Annotated in this window: 14 protein-coding genes and 1 pseudogene; 10 read left to right on the top strand and 5 right to left on the bottom strand. The window is 71.2% G+C overall.

The features are described from left to right. Positions 1-128: 128 nt before the first annotated feature. A complete protein-coding gene (locus ACZ79I_RS10905) occupies positions 129-1883 on the bottom strand; it encodes a glycoside hydrolase family 6 protein (RefSeq protein WP_471496476.1) in 1755 nt (584 codons plus the stop codon). 29 nt (positions 1884-1912) lie between these two features. Beyond that, the gene (locus tag ACZ79I_RS10900; protein WP_471496475.1) at positions 1913-2053 is read right to left on the bottom strand and encodes a hypothetical protein; all 141 of its coding nucleotides are present in this window, start codon (positions 2051-2053) and stop codon (positions 1913-1915) included. A 530-nt stretch (positions 2054-2583) separates the two neighbouring features. Here ACZ79I_RS10900 and ACZ79I_RS10895 point away from each other — a divergent pair. The 5 genes and pseudogenes from ACZ79I_RS10895 (at position 2584) to ACZ79I_RS10875 (ending at position 8446) form a co-directional block, all read left to right on the top strand. After that, positions 2584-5502, top strand: a complete 2919-nt coding sequence (locus ACZ79I_RS10895; RefSeq protein ID WP_471496472.1) for a glycoside hydrolase family 48 protein — start codon at positions 2584-2586, stop codon at positions 5500-5502. Between the two features lie 202 nt (positions 5503-5704). Next, on the top strand, positions 5705-6838 hold the full coding sequence (locus ACZ79I_RS10890; RefSeq protein WP_471496470.1) for a glycoside hydrolase family 12 protein: 1134 nt from the start codon (positions 5705-5707) through the stop codon (positions 6836-6838). Between the two features lie 21 nt (positions 6839-6859). Further along, a pseudogene (locus ACZ79I_RS10885) lies at positions 6860-7204 on the top strand (LacI family DNA-binding transcriptional regulator); the annotation flags it as partial. 40 nt (positions 7205-7244) lie between these two features. After that, positions 7245-7703, top strand: a complete 459-nt coding sequence (locus tag ACZ79I_RS10880; protein WP_471496468.1) for an IS3 family transposase — start codon at positions 7245-7247, stop codon at positions 7701-7703. 23 nt (positions 7704-7726) lie between these two features. Continuing rightward, positions 7727-8446: a CDP-alcohol phosphatidyltransferase family protein gene (locus ACZ79I_RS10875; RefSeq protein ID WP_471496466.1), complete on the top strand. Its 720-nt coding sequence runs from the start codon at positions 7727-7729 to the stop codon at positions 8444-8446. Here the strand turns inward: ACZ79I_RS10875 and ACZ79I_RS10870 are convergent. Then, positions 8406-8885 (bottom strand): FAD synthase family protein, encoded by a 480-nt coding sequence (locus tag ACZ79I_RS10870; RefSeq protein WP_471496464.1) that lies wholly within the window; start codon positions 8883-8885, stop codon positions 8406-8408. The two genes, ACZ79I_RS10875 and ACZ79I_RS10870, sit on opposite strands and share 41 nt — an antisense overlap. Before the next feature lie 359 nt (positions 8886-9244). Here ACZ79I_RS10870 and ACZ79I_RS10865 point away from each other — a divergent pair, with 359 nt between their 5' ends. The 3 genes from ACZ79I_RS10865 to ACZ79I_RS10855 are packed head-to-tail and all read left to right on the top strand — an operon-like array spanning position 9245 to position 13441. Beyond that, entirely contained in the window at positions 9245-10453 is a 1209-nt protein-coding gene (locus ACZ79I_RS10865) for a glycosyltransferase (protein ID WP_471504871.1), read from the top strand. Then, complete coding sequence (locus tag ACZ79I_RS10860; protein ID WP_471496462.1) at positions 10446-12140, top strand: P-loop NTPase family protein; 1695 nt, start codon at positions 10446-10448, stop codon at positions 12138-12140. Before ACZ79I_RS10865 ends, ACZ79I_RS10860 begins: the two co-directional genes overlap by 8 nt. Further along, positions 12137-13441, top strand: coding sequence for an MATE family efflux transporter (locus ACZ79I_RS10855; protein ID WP_471496460.1), 1305 nt, complete (start codon positions 12137-12139; stop codon positions 13439-13441). The genes ACZ79I_RS10860 and ACZ79I_RS10855 overlap by 4 nt, the downstream gene beginning before the upstream one ends. Positions 13442-13471: 30 nt before the next feature. On the opposite strand, the gene ACZ79I_RS10850 is transcribed toward ACZ79I_RS10855, so the two are convergent. Then, entirely contained in the window at positions 13472-14980 is a 1509-nt protein-coding gene (locus ACZ79I_RS10850) for a hypothetical protein (RefSeq protein WP_471496458.1), read from the bottom strand. A 281-nt stretch (positions 14981-15261) separates the two neighbouring features. Between ACZ79I_RS10850 and ACZ79I_RS10845 the strand changes: the two genes are divergently transcribed. Together ACZ79I_RS10845 and ACZ79I_RS10840 are read left to right on the top strand one after the other, a co-directional pair. Further along, entirely contained in the window at positions 15262-15801 is a 540-nt protein-coding gene (locus ACZ79I_RS10845; protein WP_471496456.1) for a WcaF family extracellular polysaccharide biosynthesis acetyltransferase, read from the top strand. Next, positions 15798-16925, top strand: coding sequence for a glycosyltransferase (locus tag ACZ79I_RS10840; protein WP_471496454.1), 1128 nt, complete (start codon positions 15798-15800; stop codon positions 16923-16925). Before ACZ79I_RS10845 ends, ACZ79I_RS10840 begins: the two co-directional genes overlap by 4 nt. Here ACZ79I_RS10840 and ACZ79I_RS10835 read toward each other — a convergent pair. After that, a complete protein-coding gene (locus tag ACZ79I_RS10835) occupies positions 16904-17383 on the bottom strand; it encodes a hypothetical protein (protein WP_471496452.1) in 480 nt (159 codons plus the stop codon). The genes ACZ79I_RS10840 and ACZ79I_RS10835 overlap by 22 nt on opposite strands. Positions 17384-17612 lie beyond the last annotated feature (229 nt).

Genomic DNA, 17612 nt, shown 5'->3' with positions numbered 1-17612 from the left:
AGGACGGGTGGACTCGGTGGGCATCGGTCCGGTGGGTGGGTTTCTGGCGAAGAGGCCGACGGGACGCGCGATCCGCCGGGTCGGCCCCTTCAGGAATCGGCCCGGCGGGCGCTCACCGTGTCAGGTGGCTACGGCAGCGGCGGGTAGGCGTTCTGCATGAGCTGCTGGAACTGGGCGGAGAACCAGTGCCCGGCCAGCGGCGCGTTCGGCAGGGCGCCGGTGGGGTTGTTGCCGTTGCGGGCGTTACCGCCGTAGGCGGGGTCGCACATCCGGTCGAAGCCCTTGCCCTCGTCGTTGGAGACGGCGGAGCTGGAGCCGTCGGACTCCCCCGGCGGCTTGACCCACACATAGGCGTCGATCCCTGCGGCCGGGGCCGCCGTGGGCCGCTCACCGAGTCCGGCGCCGCTCTGGTTGCACCAGTTGCCGGCGTGGATGCGCCGGTCGATGCGGCTACCGTTGACGTAGTCGTCGACGGACGTCATCGGGCCGGGGCCGGTGGGCCGGGCGGAGCCGCCCCAGCCGTCGCGGGAGGTGTCGATCAGCATGCCGAGGCCGGAGTCGAACCCGGCCGCGACCAGCTTGTCCCGCAGCCCGAGGGCGAACGACTGCTCGTCCACGTACTGGTTCCAGTCCACCCACTTCGACTGGCGTACGGTCTGACCGTTGACGCTGTCGGTGACCTTGAAGTTCGGCTCCTCGACGGGGCTGTAGTTGGCCGTGTTGACGATGAACCCGGCCACGTCGTTCACGCTCGCGCCGTTGGTCGTGGCGACCTTGGCGAACTCCTGCACGGACGGGCCGAGGTTGCTGTCCCAGCCGAGCCAGCCGTGGTGGCCGGCGTCGATGTAGTTGTAGACGTTCGGGATGGCGCCGAGCTTGCCCAGGGCGTAGGAGACGCCCTTCTCGTAGTTGCCGTTGCTCTTCATGGTCACGCAGGCGTCGGTAGTGGTGCCGGTGCCGCCGGCGTTGGTGACCAGGTTGGGCAGCGAGTCGGGTTCGATGACGGTGGCGATCCGCAGGCCCGCGTACTTCGGGTCGGAGATGATCGACGCGATCGGGTCGATGTACTGGGACTTGTACTTGTCGAGGTCGTTCGGTCCGAGTTCGCCGTTGGAGGCGAGAGCGGAGCAGTCGCGGCCGGGCAGGTCGTAGATGACCAGTTGGACGACCAGGTCGCCGGAGCCCTTCTGCTTCAGCGCCTCGTCCAGGTGGGCGCGCAGGCCCATGCCGCCACCGACACCGTTGATCGCGGCCATCCGGTCGAGCCAGACGGCGGTGGGCTGGTTGGCGATACGGCTGCCGCCCGGTTCGGCCGCGGCCTTGGCCGACCACTCGGGGTTCACGTACACCTTGGCCCCGGCATAGGGGTTGTCGGCCCGGCTGCCGGTGCCGCCGCCTCCTCCGCCGGTGCCGCCACCAGTACCGCCGCCGGTGCCGCCACCAGTACCGCCGCCGGTGCCGCCGTCGCCGGCGTTGCAGGTGACACCGTCGAGCGTGAAGGCGGAGGGCATGGCGTTGGTGCCGCTGTAGGAGCCGTTGAAGCCGAAGCTGACCGAACCGCCGTTCGCCAGAGAGCCGTTGTAGCTCTCGTTGGTTGCCGTGACGGCGGCACCGCTCTGGACGATCTTCGCGTTCCAGCCGTTGGTGATCTGCTGGTTGCCGGCGTACGACCACTTCAGCGACCACGCCGACTTGGCCGCGGCGTTGTTGGTGATCGTGACGGCCGCGGTGAAGCCGGTGTCCCACTGGCTTTGCACCCGGTAGTCCACGGTGCAGGGGGCCGAGGCGGTGGCGGCACCGGCCGGTGCCGTGAGGAGCGTCGTCCCCGAGGTCCCGGCGAGGACCGCCAGGGCGGCGAGGAGTGACATTCTGGTACGACTCATCAGTGCGGGTTCCTTTGTGTCGTGAGGGGTTACGGGGCGAGGGAGCGCAGATGGATGCGCAGGCCGGTGCCGTACGCGGTGGGCGGGCCGGCGTAGGCGGAGATCAGGGACGGCCCGGAGGAGCAGCCGGTGGCGAGGGAGCCGTTCCGGTTCTCGTTCGCGGCGGTCACGGTGGTGCCGGACTGGGACCGCTTGGCGTTCCGGCCCTGGGACCTTCTGGCCGTCGGCGAAGCCGAAGGCGAGCTGCCGACTACTCACCGCCCGGCTTGTCGGCGATCCTCGCAGAGCCCTTGGAAACCGCCGTCCCACCGGCTGGTGACGGCGTACTCCACCGTGCTCGCGGGGGTGGCTCCCTGGGCCGAGACCACTGGCAGGGTCGCGCTTGAGACGAGCGCGGCCGCACCGGCGCCGGCTAAAAGTACTGAACGCGGGGGGTGTCGCATGAGCGACTCCTTGCAGCTTGGCGCGCCGTGACGGCCGCGTCGAGTGATGGAATCGCTCCCACTGGTGCGAAGGACCGTAGTGCCAACCGCCTTGATTTCACAGGGTTGTTGCCCAACTTTCGTTGACGGGTTTAGTTCAAACGATTCAACTTCTCAACGTCTTGACGGGGTCTGCGCCCGTCATCACTATGGGAGCGCTCCCACTGGTTCAAGCCTTGACCCCCACCGAGCCGCATCCCGCAAGGAGGACCAGAAACATGGATCCCGGACGTAAGCGCAGAGCTGTGCGGCGGCTGTGGACCGCCGTCGCGGCCGCGTTCGCCCTGCCCTTGTCGACGCTCGCCATCAGCGCAACGCCCGTGCAGGCGGCGGGGGTTCAGTGCAGCGTCGACTACAAGACCAATGACTGGGGCTCCGGCTTCACCGCCGACCTCACCATCACCAACCGCGGGACCGACACGATCAACGGCTGGACGCTGACGTACGCCTACTCGGGCAACCAGAAGCTCGGCAACGGCTGGAACGGCACCTGGTCGCAGTCCGGTCAGTCGATCACCGTGAAGGACGCCGGGTACAACGGCACGATCGCCGCGGGCGCCGCCGTCTCCACGGGCGCCCAGTTCAGCTACAGCGGCACCAACGCGGCACCCACCTCCTTCGCGGTCAACGGCACCACCTGCGCGGGCGCGCACCAGCCGCCCGTCGCTGTGCTGACCAGCCCGAAACCGGGCGCGGTCTACTCGCAGGGGGACGCGGTCCCGCTCGCGGCGACCGCGGCGGCGGCCGACAACGCGACGATCAGCAAGGTCGAGTTCTACGACGACACGACCCTGCTCGGCACCGACACCAGCGCGCCCTACTCGCTCTCGGTCTCAAGTTTGTCCGTGGGCAGTCATTCGCTGATGGTGAAGGCCTACGACAGCCTGGGGGCCTCCGCCGAGTCGACACCGGTCGGCATCACGGTGGCCTCGGGCCCCGCTCTGGTCGCCTCGCCGAGCCAACTGGGCGTTCAGCAGGGCAGGTCGGGCACGTTCACGCTGAAGCTGTCGACGCAGCCGAGCGCCGACGTCACCGTCACCACGGCCCGCACCGACGGCAACTCGGGCCTGTCCGTGACCGGCGGCGCCACGCTCACCTTCACGCCGTCCGACTGGAACACCGCGCAGACGGTGACCATCAGCGCCGACTCCACGGGCACGGGGGCGGCGACCTTCACCGCCTCGGCGACCGGCTACTCCAAGGCGACGGTCACGGTGACGGAGCTGGCCGCGCAGAAGGCGTACGACGCCCGCTTCCTGGACCTCTACGGGAAGATCACGAACCCTGCGAACGGCTACTTCTCGCCCGACGGCATCCCTTACCACTCGGTGGAGACGCTGATCGTGGAGGCCCCGGACCAGGGCCACGAGACCACGTCGGAGGCCTACAGCTATCTGCTGTGGCTGCAGGCGATGTACGGCAAGGTCACGGGTGACTGGTCGAAGTTCAACGGCGCGTGGGCCCTCATGGAGAAGTACATGATCCCCACCCACGCCGACCAGCCGACCAACTCCTTCTACGGCCCCTCCAAGCCGGCGACGTACGCGCCGGAGGAGGACACCCCGAACGAGTACCCGGCGAAGCTGGACACCTCGGTGTCCGTGGGTCCGGATCCGATCGCCGGTGAGCTGAAGAGCGCGTACGGCACGGACGACGTCTACGGCATGCACTGGATCGAGGACGTCGACAACGTCTACGGCTACGGCGACACCCCCGGCGGCACCTGTGAGGGCGGGCCGACGGCGAAGGGACCGTCATACATCAACACCTTCCAGCGGGGTCCGCAGGAGTCGGTGTGGGAGACGGTGCCGCAGCCGACCTGCGACGCCTTCGAGTACGGCGGGAAGAACGGCTACCTGGACCTGTTCACCGGCGACTCGTCCTACGCCAGGCAGTGGAAGTACACGGACGCCCCGGACGCCGACGCGCGTGCGGTGCAGGCCGCGTACTGGGCGGACGTGTGGGCCAAGCAGCAGGGCAAGGGCAGTGACGTCTCCGCGACCGTGGGCAAGGCCGCGAAGATGGGCGACTACCTGCGGTACGCCATGTACGACAAGTACTTCAAGAAGATCGGCAACTGCGTCGGACCGTCGACCTGCGCGGCCGGCACCGGCAAGGACGCCTCGCACTACCTGCTCTCCTGGTACTACGCGTGGGGCGGCGCCACCGACACCAGCGCAGGCTGGGCCTGGCGCATAGGCTCCAGCCACGTCCACGGCGGCTACCAGAACCCCCTCGCGGCCTACGCACTCAGCGACTACGCCGACCTGAAGCCCAAGTCGGCCACCGGAGCCGGCGACTGGTCCAAGTCGCTGACCCGGCAGCTGGAGTTCTACCAGTGGCTGCAGTCGTCCGAGGGGGCCATCGCGGGCGGGGCGACGAACAGCTGGCAGGGCCGGTACGCGACCCCGCCGGCCGGTACGTCGACCTTCTACGGCATGTACTACGACTGGGAGCCGGTCTACCACGACCCGCCGTCCAACCAGTGGTTCGGTTTCCAGGCGTGGTCGATGGAGCGGGTTGCCGAGTACTACCAGCAGACGGGGAACACGCAGGCCAAGGCGATCCTCGACAAGTGGGTCACGTGGGCGCTGTCCAAGACCACGATCAACCCGGACGGTACGTATCTGATCCCGTCGACGCTGCATTGGTCGGGGCAGCCCGACACCTGGAACCCGTCGAGTCCCGGCTCCAACGGCGGACTGCACGTCACCGTGGCCGACTACACCGACGACGTGGGCGTGGCGGCCGCGTACGCCAAGACCCTGACGTACTACGGCGCCAAGTCCGGTGACGCGACGGCGAAGTCGACGGCGAAGGCGCTGCTGGACGGCATGTGGAACAACTACCAGGACGACCTGGGCATCGCCGTCCCGGAGACCCGCGCCGACTACAACCGCTTCGACGACAGCGTGTACGTCCCGAGCGGCTGGAGCGGCACGATGCCGAACGGCGACGCGATCAACTCCTCGTCGACGTTCGTCTCGCTGCGGTCCTTCTACAAGAACGACCCGGCCTGGTCGAAGATCGAGGCCTACCTCAAGGGCGGCGCCGCGCCCGTCTTCACCTATCACCGGTTCTGGGCCCAGGCGGACATCGCCCTCGCCATGGGCTCGTACGCGGAGCTCCTCGAATAAGTCCCCGCTGAGGCTCCGCGCGCACGACCTCGTCACAGGGAGACGGGGTCACCCGGCCGGGCGGTCCTCAGCCGCACAGGGGACCGCCCGGCAGCTGCCAGGAGCGTGATCACAAGACCAGCTCCCGGGAACCGAATTGGGAGCGCTCCCGAACCGGTGGACGCTCTCGCTGCTCCCCACACATCCCCAGCGGAGGATCCGCATGCAACAGTTGAAGCACAGGGGCAGGGCGCAGGCTCTGTTCGGCACGTTGCTCACCTCACTCGTCGCGCTGGCGGCGCTTCTCACCGCCGCTCCGGCGTCGCAGGCCGACACGACCATCTGCGAGCCGTTCGGCTCGACCACGATCCAAGGCCGTTACGTCGTCCAGAACAACCGCTGGGGCAGCAGCGACACCCAGTGCATCACGGTCACGGACGCCGGCTTCAGGATCGCCCAGGCCGACGGCTCGGTCCCGACGAACGGCGCCCCGAAGTCCTACCCGTCCGTGTACAACGGCTGCCACTACACCAACTGCTCACCCGGCACCAACCTGCCGGCCCGGCTCAGTTCCGTCGCGAGCGCGCCCACGAGCATCTCCTACAGCTACGTCAGCGGCGCAGCCTACGACGCCGCGTACGACATCTGGCTGGACCCGACGCCCCGCACCGACGGCGTGAACCGCACCGAGATCATGATCTGGTTCAACCACGTGGGGTCCGTGCAGCCGGTCGGCTCGCAGACCGGCAGTGCGACCGTGGCCGGGCGCTCGTGGCAGGTGTGGTCCGGCAACAACGGCTCCAACGACGTGCTGTCCTTCGTCGCGCCGTCGGCGATCGACAGCTGGAGCTTCGACGTGACGGACTTCGTCCGCCAGGCCGTCTCCCGGGGACTGGCGCAGGACAACTGGTACCTGACGAGTATTCAGGCAGGATTCGAGCCCTGGCAGAACGGTGCGGGACTGGCGGTGACGTCGTTCTCCTCGACCGTCGACATCGGTGGCAGCACCCCCGGCGGCCCGGGTGGCTCCGGCGGCTCGTCGGCGTGCAAGGTGTCCTACGGCACGAATGTGTGGCAGGGCGGCTTCACCGCCGACGTCACCGTGACCAATGCGGGTTCGTCGCCCGTCGACGGCTGGAATCTCACGTTCACGTTGCCGGCCGGGCAGAAGATCACGAATGCATGGAGCGCCACCATCTCTCCCTCGTCGGGAGCGGTGACGGCCAACGGCCTGGCGTACAACGCGTTTATCGCACCCGGCGGCCAGGTCTCCTTCGGGTTCCAGGGCACCTACGACGGTACCTTCAGCGAACCGGTCGGCTTCAGCCTGAACGGTACGTCCTGCACCACCGTGTGATCGATTCGGCACGGGCAGCCCGAGGGTGACTTCACCGAGGAGAACGGGCGCCGCGCCATGGCGGAACTCCTCGAACGGCACCCGGATATCGACGGCGTCCTCGCAGCGTCGGACACCACGGCGGCGGGGGCGCTGCACACGCTGCGCGCGGCGGGCCGACGGGTGCCGGAGGATGTCGCCGTGATCGGTTTCGACGACTTTCCGCTGGCCCAGCGCACCAAGCCGCGCCTGACCACAGTGCGTCAGCCGCTGGAGGAGATGGGGCGGGCCATGATCAGACTGCTGAGGGAGGAGATGGAGGAGCCGTCCGTGGCCTGGCGCCACGTCATTCTCCGTACAGAACTCGTCGTCCGCGAATCGTCCTGAACGGTTGCAGAGCGAACCGAGTCCAACGCCGGTCCGCTCGGTGATCGTCCGGATCCGGCGCTGGTGTCCCGGTCTCGGCGAGGAGCTGCGGTGCGGTGCGTCACGGACGAGCGCATTCCGCATCCCTGATGGAATCCGCAAGGGAGTGCTCCCTGGCTATGGACGAGACAATGGTGAGGGCATCGGCAACAGGTGGCGGGCCGGCCGTGAGGACGCCGTGCATGCCGAGCGGGACGGCACCCACGGTCGCCGCCGCATCACCGCCGAGCTGCGCGACAGCGGTGAGCGCGTGAACCACAAGCGCGTCGGAGGGGTCATGCGCAAGTTCGGCGTGCGCGCACGGGCCGGACGGGGCGCTCAGGCTGAGCGTGGGTGCGTCCGCCCGGCCCGCCCGGCACCCGCCACCCGGACGACGCTCGTAGTCTCCGGTCCGTTACCCAATCGTTCGCCATCGCGCGCCGTCACCTGTGATGATGTGGTTCCGGGGAGCGACCGGTGAAGTCATGAGGTCCGGGGGGATCGATGAGCAGTACGGCGTCAGCGCTGGTACGGCTGAAGTCCGCGCAGAAGAGCGCGAAGGGTGTGTCGCTGTACTCGCGGTTCGTGAACCGGCCCGCAGGCCGGTATCTCGCCGCAGGGGCCTACCGGCTCGGGCTGACGCCCAATCACGTGACCATGATCAGCGCATCGTTCAGCTTCGCGGCCGTCGTGGTGGCGGCACTCGCCGCGCCCACCTGGGCCGTGGGCCTCGCGGTGTGGCTCGGGCTCGCGGTCGGTTTCGCCTTCGACTCCGCCGACGGGCAGCTCGCCCGGCTGCGCGGCGGCGGCAGCGCGGTGGGCGAATGGCTCGACCACGTGGTCGACTGCGCCAAGCTCACCGCACTGCACACCGCCGTGCTGATCTCCTTCTACCGCCACCCCGCTCACTTCGGGACCGCGGCCGACGGCTGGCTGCTGGTGCCGCTCGGATTCCAACTCGCCGCGGTCGTCACGTTCTTCGGCGGACTGCTCACCGAGCAGCTCAAGCCCAAGGCGGCCCCGGGCGACGGTGGGGCGCCTTCCGCGGTGCGCGCGGTGGCCCTGCTCCCCGTCGACCACGGGGTGTTCTGCCTGGTCTTCCTGGTGCTCGGGGGCGGCAGCGCCTTCCGCTGGGCCTACACCGCCCTCGCCGCCGCCGCCGCGCTCTTCCTCGTCGCCTTCCTCACCAAGTGGTTCCGGGAGCTGTCCGCAGTTCGTCGGTGAACCGTGTCCCGTCGAGGGCGTCGATGGCACGTCGCAACTGGGTGCTCGACGTGTGGACGGTGTACGGGAAGTAGACGACGTCCACCCCCACGGTGGCGAAGTCCCGCTCCAGCCGCTTCCCCTTCGGCGTGTCCCGCCAGTCGTCGCCCTTGAACAGCACGTCGAAGCGGACCTGCTTCCACGTTTCCAGCTTGTCCGGCACGGTCTCGACGAACGCGGCGTCCACGTACCGGATGCTGCGGACGATCTCCAGCCGCTCGACCAGCGGGATCATCGGCTGCCTGCCCTTGGCCTGTTCGGCCATCTCGTCCGAGACCACGCCTGCGACCAGGTAGTCGCACTGGGCGCGAGCATGGCGCAGGATGTTCAGGTGCCCGATGTGGAACAGATCGTAGGCGCCCGGCGCGTAGCCCACGCGATACGGCTTGCTCGACGGCACAGATGCCCCCCTCGTTCGGTGGTGCCCCCCACGTGCGCACACGGAGTGCGCGGACTTCGACGATAGCGTTCGTATTCGGTGCAGGAAGGGTGAACAATCAGGGTGCGTCCTGGTTCACTGCCGAGCAGTGCGTGGGGCCGGGGGGCCCGTGAGACGCCGACACACAGGGGAGGCTGCCGAGGTGGCCGGGGGGAAGGTTTCGTCGCGTGACACAGACCCATGACGGGCGTGGCAGCCGGTACCGGAGCGGGAGCGCCCGCAGGGCGGCCTCCGTGCCGCAACAGCGCACCGGTGAGCCGGAGGCCCACGCGGGTACCGGCGAGAAGGCGGAACCCGCCCGGCCCAGGCGCCGCTTGCTTCTGGTGTCCACCAACTACGCACCCGAGCACACCGGTATCGGCCCGTACGCCACCGGCATCGCCGAGCACTGGGCGAGCCGCGGGCACGACACCCACGTCCTCGCCGGGCTCCCGCACTACCCGTCCTGGCGCCTCGACCCCACCTACCGCCGGGTGTGGCGGACCACCGAGCAGCGTGCCGGGGTCACCGTGCACCGTCGCCGGCACAGCGTCCCACCGCGCCAAAGCGCCCTGCGCAGGGCCCTGTTCGAAGCCACGATCCTCACTCACGGTCTCGTCGCACCACCCCGCACCGGCCGTGTCGACGCCGTGCTCGCACAACTGCCCAGCCTCGCCGGCGGAGTGCTCGGCGCCCGCATCGCCGCCCGCCACCATGCACCGTACGTGCCGGTCGTGCAGGACCTCATGGGTGCCGCCGCCGCGCAGTCCGGCATCCAGGGCGGCGGCCGCGCCGCCGAGCTGGCCGAGCGTGCCGAGTCGTGGGTGCTGCGGCGTGCCACCCTCGTGGGCGTCATCCACGAGACGTTCGTCGAGCGGGTGCGGGCCATGGGCGTGGATCCCGGACGCATCCGCGTGGTGCCCAACTGGTCGCACATACAGACCCCTTCGGCGCGGCGTGCCGACACCCGCGAGCGCCTGGGCTGGCGGCCGGGGCAGACCGTGGTCCTGCACTCCGGCAACATGGGCCTCAAGCAGGGGCTGGAGGTGCTGGTGGAGGCGGCCCGCCGCGACCCCGCCGTCCGGATAGTGCTGATGGGAGACGGCAACCAGCGCGATCACCTCGCCCGCCGCGCCGGGGGACTGCCCAACCTGGACTTCCTGCCTCCGGCGGCCGACGCGGACTTCCCCGACGTGCTGGCCGCGGCCGATGTGCTCGCCGTGACCCAGCGTGCCTCCGTCCTCGACATGAGCGTCCCCTCCAAGCTCACCTCCTATTTCGCGGCCGGCCGCCCGGTGGTCGCCTCCGTCGCCGCCGAAGGCGGCACGGCCCGCGAGGTGCTGCGCTCCGGTGCCGGAATACTCGTGGAACCGGAGAATCCCGATCAGCTGCTCTCAGCCGTACGTAGACTCGCCGAAGATGCGGCGACTGCTGACGAGTTGGGCGCGGCCGGGCCGCGCCATGTGGCCGCCCATCTGTCACGGGAGGCGGGACTCGCGCGGATAGACGCGCTGATCGACGAGGTTTTGGGGGACTCGGCAGGTGACTGACACACACGTTCCCGTCCGGGGCGAGGACGAGCCGGAGCAGTTGCGCGAGCAGTTCCGCCAGTTGCTGCGCTACCGGTGGCTGATCGGCACCGGCGTCGGCGTCGGGCTGCTGGCCGGTGCCTGGCTCGGCATCACCGGCGCCGACAGTTACGCCGCCACCACCGACCTCGTGCTGCGCGCACCCACCAGCGACCCCTTCGCGCCGACCCTCGCCACCGACAAGGCCGTCAACATGGGGTCCGAACGGCAGACGGCGCTCAGCCGCAAGGTCGCCGAAGGCGCCGCGAAGCGACTCGGGATGGACGCGGACGAGGTCGACCGGCTCCAGCACGGCCTCCAGGTCACCAACCCCCCGCAGACCCTCGTACTGCACTTCACGTACAGCGCCTCCGATCCGAAGGAGGCTGCGCGCCGCGCCGACGCCCTCACCCAGTCCTACATCGACCTGCGCAAGCAGCAGTGGGAGTCCGTCCGGGGGTCGATGCTCAAGAGCCTGCAGGACCAGCTCGATCCCGTCGCCAAGCAGAACGACGAACTCTCCCAGCGGCTCAAGCGACTGCCCAACGGCTCAGCCGCGGACTCCGCCTACGCGGTGCAGGCCAACCTGCTCAACCGCATCACCGACCTCCGCGGCAAGATCACCAGTTTGAAGGCGCTCGACATGACGCCCGGCAACGTGATCCGCAACGCCACCGTCCCCACCTCGTCCGACGGGCCGGGCCTGCCGCTCTCGCTCGGCCTGGGCGGCCTGGTCGGCGTCGGCCTCGGCCTGCTCGGTGCCTGGGTACGCCTGGTCTTCGATCCCGCGCCGCGTTCGGCCGGCGACGTGGTGCGTGCGGTGCGCGGACCCGTCCTCGGCGCGCTGCCGCGCGGCTCGGCGGGAACCCTGGTGGTCGGCCGCACCGACTCCCGGGCGGCCGAGGAGTACCGCTCGATCGCCTTCCGGCTCGCCTACGACGAGAGGTTCGCCGACCGGCGCCGCCTGCTCGTCGTCGCCCCGCGCGGCTCCATGGAGTCCAGCGTGGCCGTCGCGGTCAACCTCGCCGCCTCCTTCGCGGAGACCGGCAAGAACGTGCTGCTCGTGGAGGCCGATCTGCGCACCCCGTCCCTCTCCGAACGGCTCGACGTGTCCGCCGCTTCCCGGCCCCGCTGGAGCCGCACCGGTGAGCACGCGGAGGGGGAGTGGCCCGGCCGTGGCCAACTCGTGGTCGACGCGGGCGAGTCCGGGGCCTTCGGCCTCGTCCCCGGCGAGCGGGTGCGCAACGTCCCGCGCGCGCTGACCTCCGCGGCCACCACCCGGCTGATCGCCGAGGCCGACGATCCCAATGCCACCGTCGTGGTCGTCGCCCCGCCCGTCCTCGCCTACGCCGACGCCCTCGCGCTCGTCGACCGTGTCGACGGGGTGCTCATCGTCTGCGACCCGCGCACCGTGCACCGCGCCGACCTCGTCCGTATCCGCGAGCTGATCGTCGGTGCGGGCGGCACCGTGCTCGGCGCGGTGACGCACACCGAGCCGCGCCGGGGCGGAGCGGCGACCACCCCACGCCGCGACAAGCGGCGCCGCGGGGCCGGAGGTCCGGCGGCCCGGCCCACTCCGCCCAGCACCCGTCCCGGGCCCGAGCAGCCCCTGGACGGCGACGGCAGCACCACGATCAGCCTGCGCGCCGTCCACTCGGGGGACCGGTGACCGGTTCGGGGGAACAGCCACCGGAGTCCGGCCCGCCGGGCGCGACGCGGCGTTCGGCGGCCGCGTTCGCCTCCTTGCTCGACCAGGCGGCTTCCAGCCTCACCAACATCGCCGTGCTGGTGATCGCCGCCCGCGTCTCCACCGTGCACGGGTTCGCCGCCTTCTCGATGGTCTACCTGACCTTCACGGTACTGCTCGGGCTCAACATGGCGTACGTGGGCCAGGCCGTCGTCCTCACCCGGGGCGACACCGCGGTCACCGGGGCCGCCTGCCGCTCCGCGGTCTCCTTCACCGCGCTGGCCGCCACCGCCGTCGGCGCCCTGCTCGCGGCCGCCGGCACGGTCACCGCCGCCGTCACCGGCGGCTGGAGCGGGCCGGGCGGAGCCTTCCTCGCCCTGGGGCTCGTCCTGCCGCTGGTGCTGGTGCAGGACGGGCTGAGGTACGCGTTCTCCACCCTCCGGCGCCCCGGCCTCGCGCTGGCCGCCGACAGCCTGCGCCTGGTGTGCGTGGTGCCCGCGCTGCTGCTCCAGCCCCGGCACACCGCGCCGGGACTGCTCGTGGCCGTCTGGGGACTGTCGGCCGTACCGGCGCTGCTGCTCGGCCTGCGCCTGCTGTGGCCCCACGTGCGCGACGCCCGAGCCGACCCGCGGTCCTTTACGCGCCGGGGCCACCTCGGACGGCGCTTCGTGGTGGAGTTCGCCGTGGGCAACGCCTCCAGCCAGCTCGCCGTGCTCGGCCTCGGGCTGTTCGCCGCCCCGCTGGCGGTCGGGGCGCTGCGCGGGGCCACCACGCTCTTCGGCCCGCTCAACGTCCTGTTCAACTCGGTCAACGCGTTCGGGCCGCCGCTGCTGGGCCGTCTCGGCAGCCGCCGGGCCACCGCCCGCGCCGCCGCCGTGCTCGGCCTCGCGCTCTGCGCCGTCGGCCTTGCCTGGGGGCTGGTGCTCCACGCCCTGCCCGACGGCGTGGGACGCCAGCTCCTCGGCGCCACCTGGCAGTCGGCCTCCGCACTGCTGCCCGCCTCGGGTGCCCAGTACGCGGTGATGGGCCTGGGCACCTGCGCCCTGGTGACCCTGAGGGTCCTCAGCCCGCGCGCCACCCTGTCGGTGCAGGTGGTGTTCTCGCTGCTCTCGGTCGCCCTCATGCTCGGCGGCTACCTGCTGAGCGGGTCGGCGCTGGGCGCCGCCTGGGGACTGGCCGCGGGTTCCGCGCTGAAGGCGGCGGCGGCCTGGATCCGCGTCGCCCGTCTGCCGGTGCGGGAGCGGCCCACGGCCGCGCCCGTCCCGGCGGTCCCCACGGGCTGAGACCGGGCAGGACCGGCCGGCAGTCCCGCTTCAGCGCAGCCCGGTCGCCCGGTCCCGCCGGAAGGTGGTGATCAGCGCGATACAGCACACCGCGATCGCCACGCGCCCCGACGCCTGCAGCAGGGGCCCGCGCAGCAGGATGAAGGAGTACCCGGCGACCAGGGGCACGGTCAGCGCGATCAGGCTGCCCGGCGGGGCCCGGCGCACCGCCCGGCGCGCATAGCGGCGGTCGACCCGCGCCGCCGCGTATCCCAGGGCCAGGAACCCGGCCGTCATGCCGACCGGGCCGAAGTCGATCCACAGCTCGGCCCACACCGGCGAGGAGAGATTGGTGTTGGTCGCCCCCATCCACTGGCCGACCACCACCCCGGTGTCCATCGGCTTGCCCGGCCACATCGACCGGGGCACCGCGAACAGCGCCGAGCCCGCCAGCTGGCGACCGTAGGTGTGGCCGCGTCCCGACCCCACGTAGGTGATGGTGTTGGCGAACATGCCGACCTGGTCGTAGTCCTTCAGGGCCAGCGGCTCCAGGGGCGACGTGGTCTGGAGGGGCCGGTAGTCGGCGTCGTCGTAGCGGAACCGGTCCGCGAACGGGAAGACGATCAGCGCCACCACCACGCCCAGGCTCAGCGCGGTCCGGTACAGCGCGGCGCTCACCGGGAAGACGGTGAACAGCAGCGAGAAGAGGACGGTGAGGAACCAGAAACGCGGGTTGGAGACCGGGTTGTTGACCACTGCGTTCAGCGCGGCCAGCGCAAGCCACACGGCGATGATCACCACGGAGCGGCGGGCCCGCCGCGAGGTCACCAGCCACCGCGTGTACACCAGCCAGGCGATGAGGGCGGGCACGGTGCCGAAGCCGCGCACGATGGCCTGGCCCGCCTGTGAGTCCGCCTGGGAGAGCCCCGCTTCCTCGACGCTGCTGATGATCTCCTGGCGGCTCGTGAAGAAGACCGCGGGGCCGCCCAGTTTGACCATCAGGAGCGCCGAGCCGGCGAAGGCGACGAGTGTCAGCAGGTACAGACGGCGGCGGTGCACCAGCGCGAAACGCAGGCCGTCGTCCCGCTCCCGGCCCGGCCGCTGACGGGCCAGCAGCGAGCCCACGTCGAAGGCCACACAGCCGATCAGCACGAGCGAGACGGCTTCGGTCAGATCGCTGCGGGTTCCCACCACCGGGGTCGGCGTGCGTCCGAGCACGGCCTGGGCGAGCGGCGCCACCCCCATCGCCATGTAGACGAACAGCCAGAACGAACCGGCGAGCAGCTTCCGGCGGCTGGTGAGGATCATCGCCGACAGCCGGGTGCCCGCGTACACCGTCAGCACCAGCTGCATCCACAACGCCGAGTCGCGCGGGCCCGTGCCCGGCTGGACCAGCACCAGCAGCGGCAGGAACACCGAGAAGCCGAGCACGAGCGGGACCGACAGCGCGCGCGAGAGCAGCGCGCGCGGTGAGAACGGCGGCAGCGCGGCGAGCGCCCGGGAACCCGGCTCCGGCGTCCTGGGCGCGGTCGTCGCGCTCAGGGTCGTGTGCTGCGTCATGGCGCCCCCGCCCCCGGAAAAGATCCCCGCCGCAGTCTACCGACGCCGCGCCCGCGGTGGACGGTCGGCCGCACAACACCGCCCGGTGCTCCGTCCTTCAGGGCGGAGGTACAGGGCATCCTGCCCGTTGTGGCCCGAAGGGCCGCGGCAGCACGGCTAAAATCGCCTGGTCCGGCAACGGAGTTGCCGGACCTACCGCCGGACGCGCGGGAAGTCGGGCCCGCGGAGGCTGGAGTGGGCCGACGCGGCGTCCGGGGAGGCGTCGTTGGGGGGATGGACCGATGCGTGATCTGCCGGCCTTCACACTGGCCGGATACGACAAGGGGCGCGGCATACTCGTCCAGGCACTCTGGTTCGCGGTGATGAACACGGTCTTCATGGCGTGGTTCACCCCGGCCCGCGTCAGGACGGCCCTGCTGCGCGCCTTCGGCGCCCGGATCGGAACCGGGGTGCTCGTCCGCCACCGGGTGCGGGTGCTGTGGCCGTGGAAGCTGACGGTCGGAGACCACACCTGGATCGGCGAGGGGGCGTGGATCCTCAACCTGGAGCCGGTCACCCTCGGCGCCCACGTGTGCGTGTCGCAGGAAGCCCTGCTGTGCACCGGCAGCCACGACCACCGCGCCGCCGACTTCCGCTACCGCAACGCTCCGATCGCGGTGGACGACGGCGCGTGGATCGCCGCCCGCGCCACCGTCCTGGCCGGAGTGAAGGTCGGCCGCTGCGCCGTCGTCGGTGCCGGGGCGGTCCTCCACAAGGACCTGCCCGAACTGACCCTGCACACGGCGGACAACCGGCGCCGGCCCGTCGAGGAGCCGGCGTGAGAGTGCTGCACGCGGTCACCCTGCACAGCACCACCCATGCCTTCGGCGGCCCGGTGCGAGTCGCCCTCAACATCTCCCGCGGACTACGTGAACGCGGGCACGACGCCCGCCTCACCGCTCTGGCCGACGGCTTCGGGCGGCCGCTGCCCGAGGACGTGGAGGGCGTGCCCGCCCGGCTCCATCAGGCGCGCAGGGTCCTGCCGCTGGGGTTCAGCGGCCTGACCTCCCCGTCGCTTCTCGCCGGCGCCCACCGCCTGGTGCGCTGGGCCGACGTGGTCCATGTGCATCTCGCCCGCGACCTGGTGACACTGCCGGTGGCGCTCGCCGCGCTGCGTGCCGGACGGCCCCTGATCCTGCAGACGCACGGCATGGTCGACCCGAGCGAGCGGCTGTCGGCCCGGCTCCTCGACGCGGTCGCGGTGCGCCGGGTACTGCGAGGCGCCGCCGCCGTGCTGCATCTCACCGCGCACGAACTCCGCGGTCTGCACGCGGTGGTCGGCGGGGCGGGCCTCGACCGTGCCGTCCACCTGGTCAACGGCGTCCCCGCGCAGCCCGAGGGCCCCGCCCCCCAGGGGGCGCCGCGCATCCTGTACGCGGCCCGGCTGCAGGCCCGCAAGCGCCCCGTCGATCTGGTGGAGGCCGCGCCCGCGATCCTGGCCCGGCATCCGGAGGCGGCCCTCGTCGTGGCGGGGCCGGACGAGGGAGAACTGCCCGCCGTGCGGCGGCGGATCGACGAGCTGGGACTCACGGGGAAGGTGAGCTGCCCGGGGCCGCTCACCGGGACCCGTATGACCGAGGAACTGCGCCGGGCGCACGTCTATGTGCTGCCGTCGGTGGACGAGCCGTTCCCGATGTCGGTCCTGGAGGCGATGGCGGTGGGCACGCCGGTCGTGGTGACCGACTCCAACGGCCTGGCCCGCGACGTGGAGCGGTCCGGATCCGGCCGCGTGGTGACCGGCCCGGACGGTATCGCCCCGGCGGTACTCGATCTGCTGGAGCCCTCCGCGCGCCGGTCGGCGTCGGCGGCGGCCCGCAAGCTCACCGCCGAGACGTTCTCCATGGACGCCGTCCTGGGCACGCTGCTCGGTGTGTACGAGCGGGCCTACGCAGGAAGCCAGGCATAGCAGCCCGACGAGACGAACGTACGGGTCCCGGCCGGGATCTTCGCGGTCACCTTCTTCGCGCCGCCCGGTCCGGGCCCGGACGCCAGCACCTTGCCGCCCGCGCCCAGGGCCTGCCAGGTGCACCCCCCGGCCGTGGTCAGCGCCCGGTAGGTGCCCGGCTCCGGTTTCTTGTGCGTGCCGTCGGCGAAGCCGGTCGCGGCGGCGTCCAGCAGGGGTTTCAGCCTGGGGCACAGCTGGTTGATCGCGTCGTCGGCGGACGGCACGTCCCCGGCGATGAGCGCGCCGACCGCGGCGTCCTCGTCGTGGACCGCGGTGCGCTCGATGCGCTGGCAGGCTTCCTGGCCGACCTGGAGCACGGCGGCCGGATCCATGTTCTCGGGTACCCGGCCGTGCAGGTACTTCTTCTCCGCGGCGGTGAACGAACCGGTCGCCGGGGTGAGCTTCGCGTCGGGCAGCACCGGACCCGCGGAGGGCGTCGACGGGCCCTCGGAGGCGGGGCTCGCCTGATCGTCGGGTACGGCGGCGGCCTGGTCGTCGGAGATGCGCTGCGTGGGCTTCGGCTCCGTCCCGGTGCCGCCGTGCGAGCTGCAGCCGCCGAGCGCGAGGAGCGCGGTGAGGGCGACGGCGCCGCGCCCAAGAGGCCCAAGAGGCCCAAGAGGCCGAAGGGGCCCAAGAGGCCGAAGGGGC

Source organism: Streptomyces sp. PSU-S4-23, from assembly GCF_055632315.1.
This window is presented reverse-complemented; position numbering and strand designations above follow the sequence as displayed.

What these genes read in the sequence shown, in the direction of transcription:
- ACZ79I_RS10895 (WP_471496472.1), top strand. Translation starts at nt 2,584, where the DNA reads ATGGATCCCGGACGTAAGCGCAGAGCTGTGCGGCGGCTGTGGACCGCC.
- ACZ79I_RS10850 (WP_471496458.1), bottom strand. Translation starts at nt 14,980, where the DNA reads ATGACGCAGCACACGACCCTGAGCGCGACGACCGCGCCCAGGACGCCG.
- ACZ79I_RS10875 (WP_471496466.1), top strand. Translation starts at nt 7,727, where the DNA reads ATGAGCAGTACGGCGTCAGCGCTGGTACGGCTGAAGTCCGCGCAGAAG.
- ACZ79I_RS10905 (WP_471496476.1), bottom strand. Translation starts at nt 1,883, where the DNA reads ATGAGTCGTACCAGAATGTCACTCCTCGCCGCCCTGGCGGTCCTCGCC.
- ACZ79I_RS10845 (WP_471496456.1), top strand. Translation starts at nt 15,262, where the DNA reads ATGCGTGATCTGCCGGCCTTCACACTGGCCGGATACGACAAGGGGCGC.
- ACZ79I_RS10890 (WP_471496470.1), top strand. Translation starts at nt 5,705, where the DNA reads ATGCAACAGTTGAAGCACAGGGGCAGGGCGCAGGCTCTGTTCGGCACG.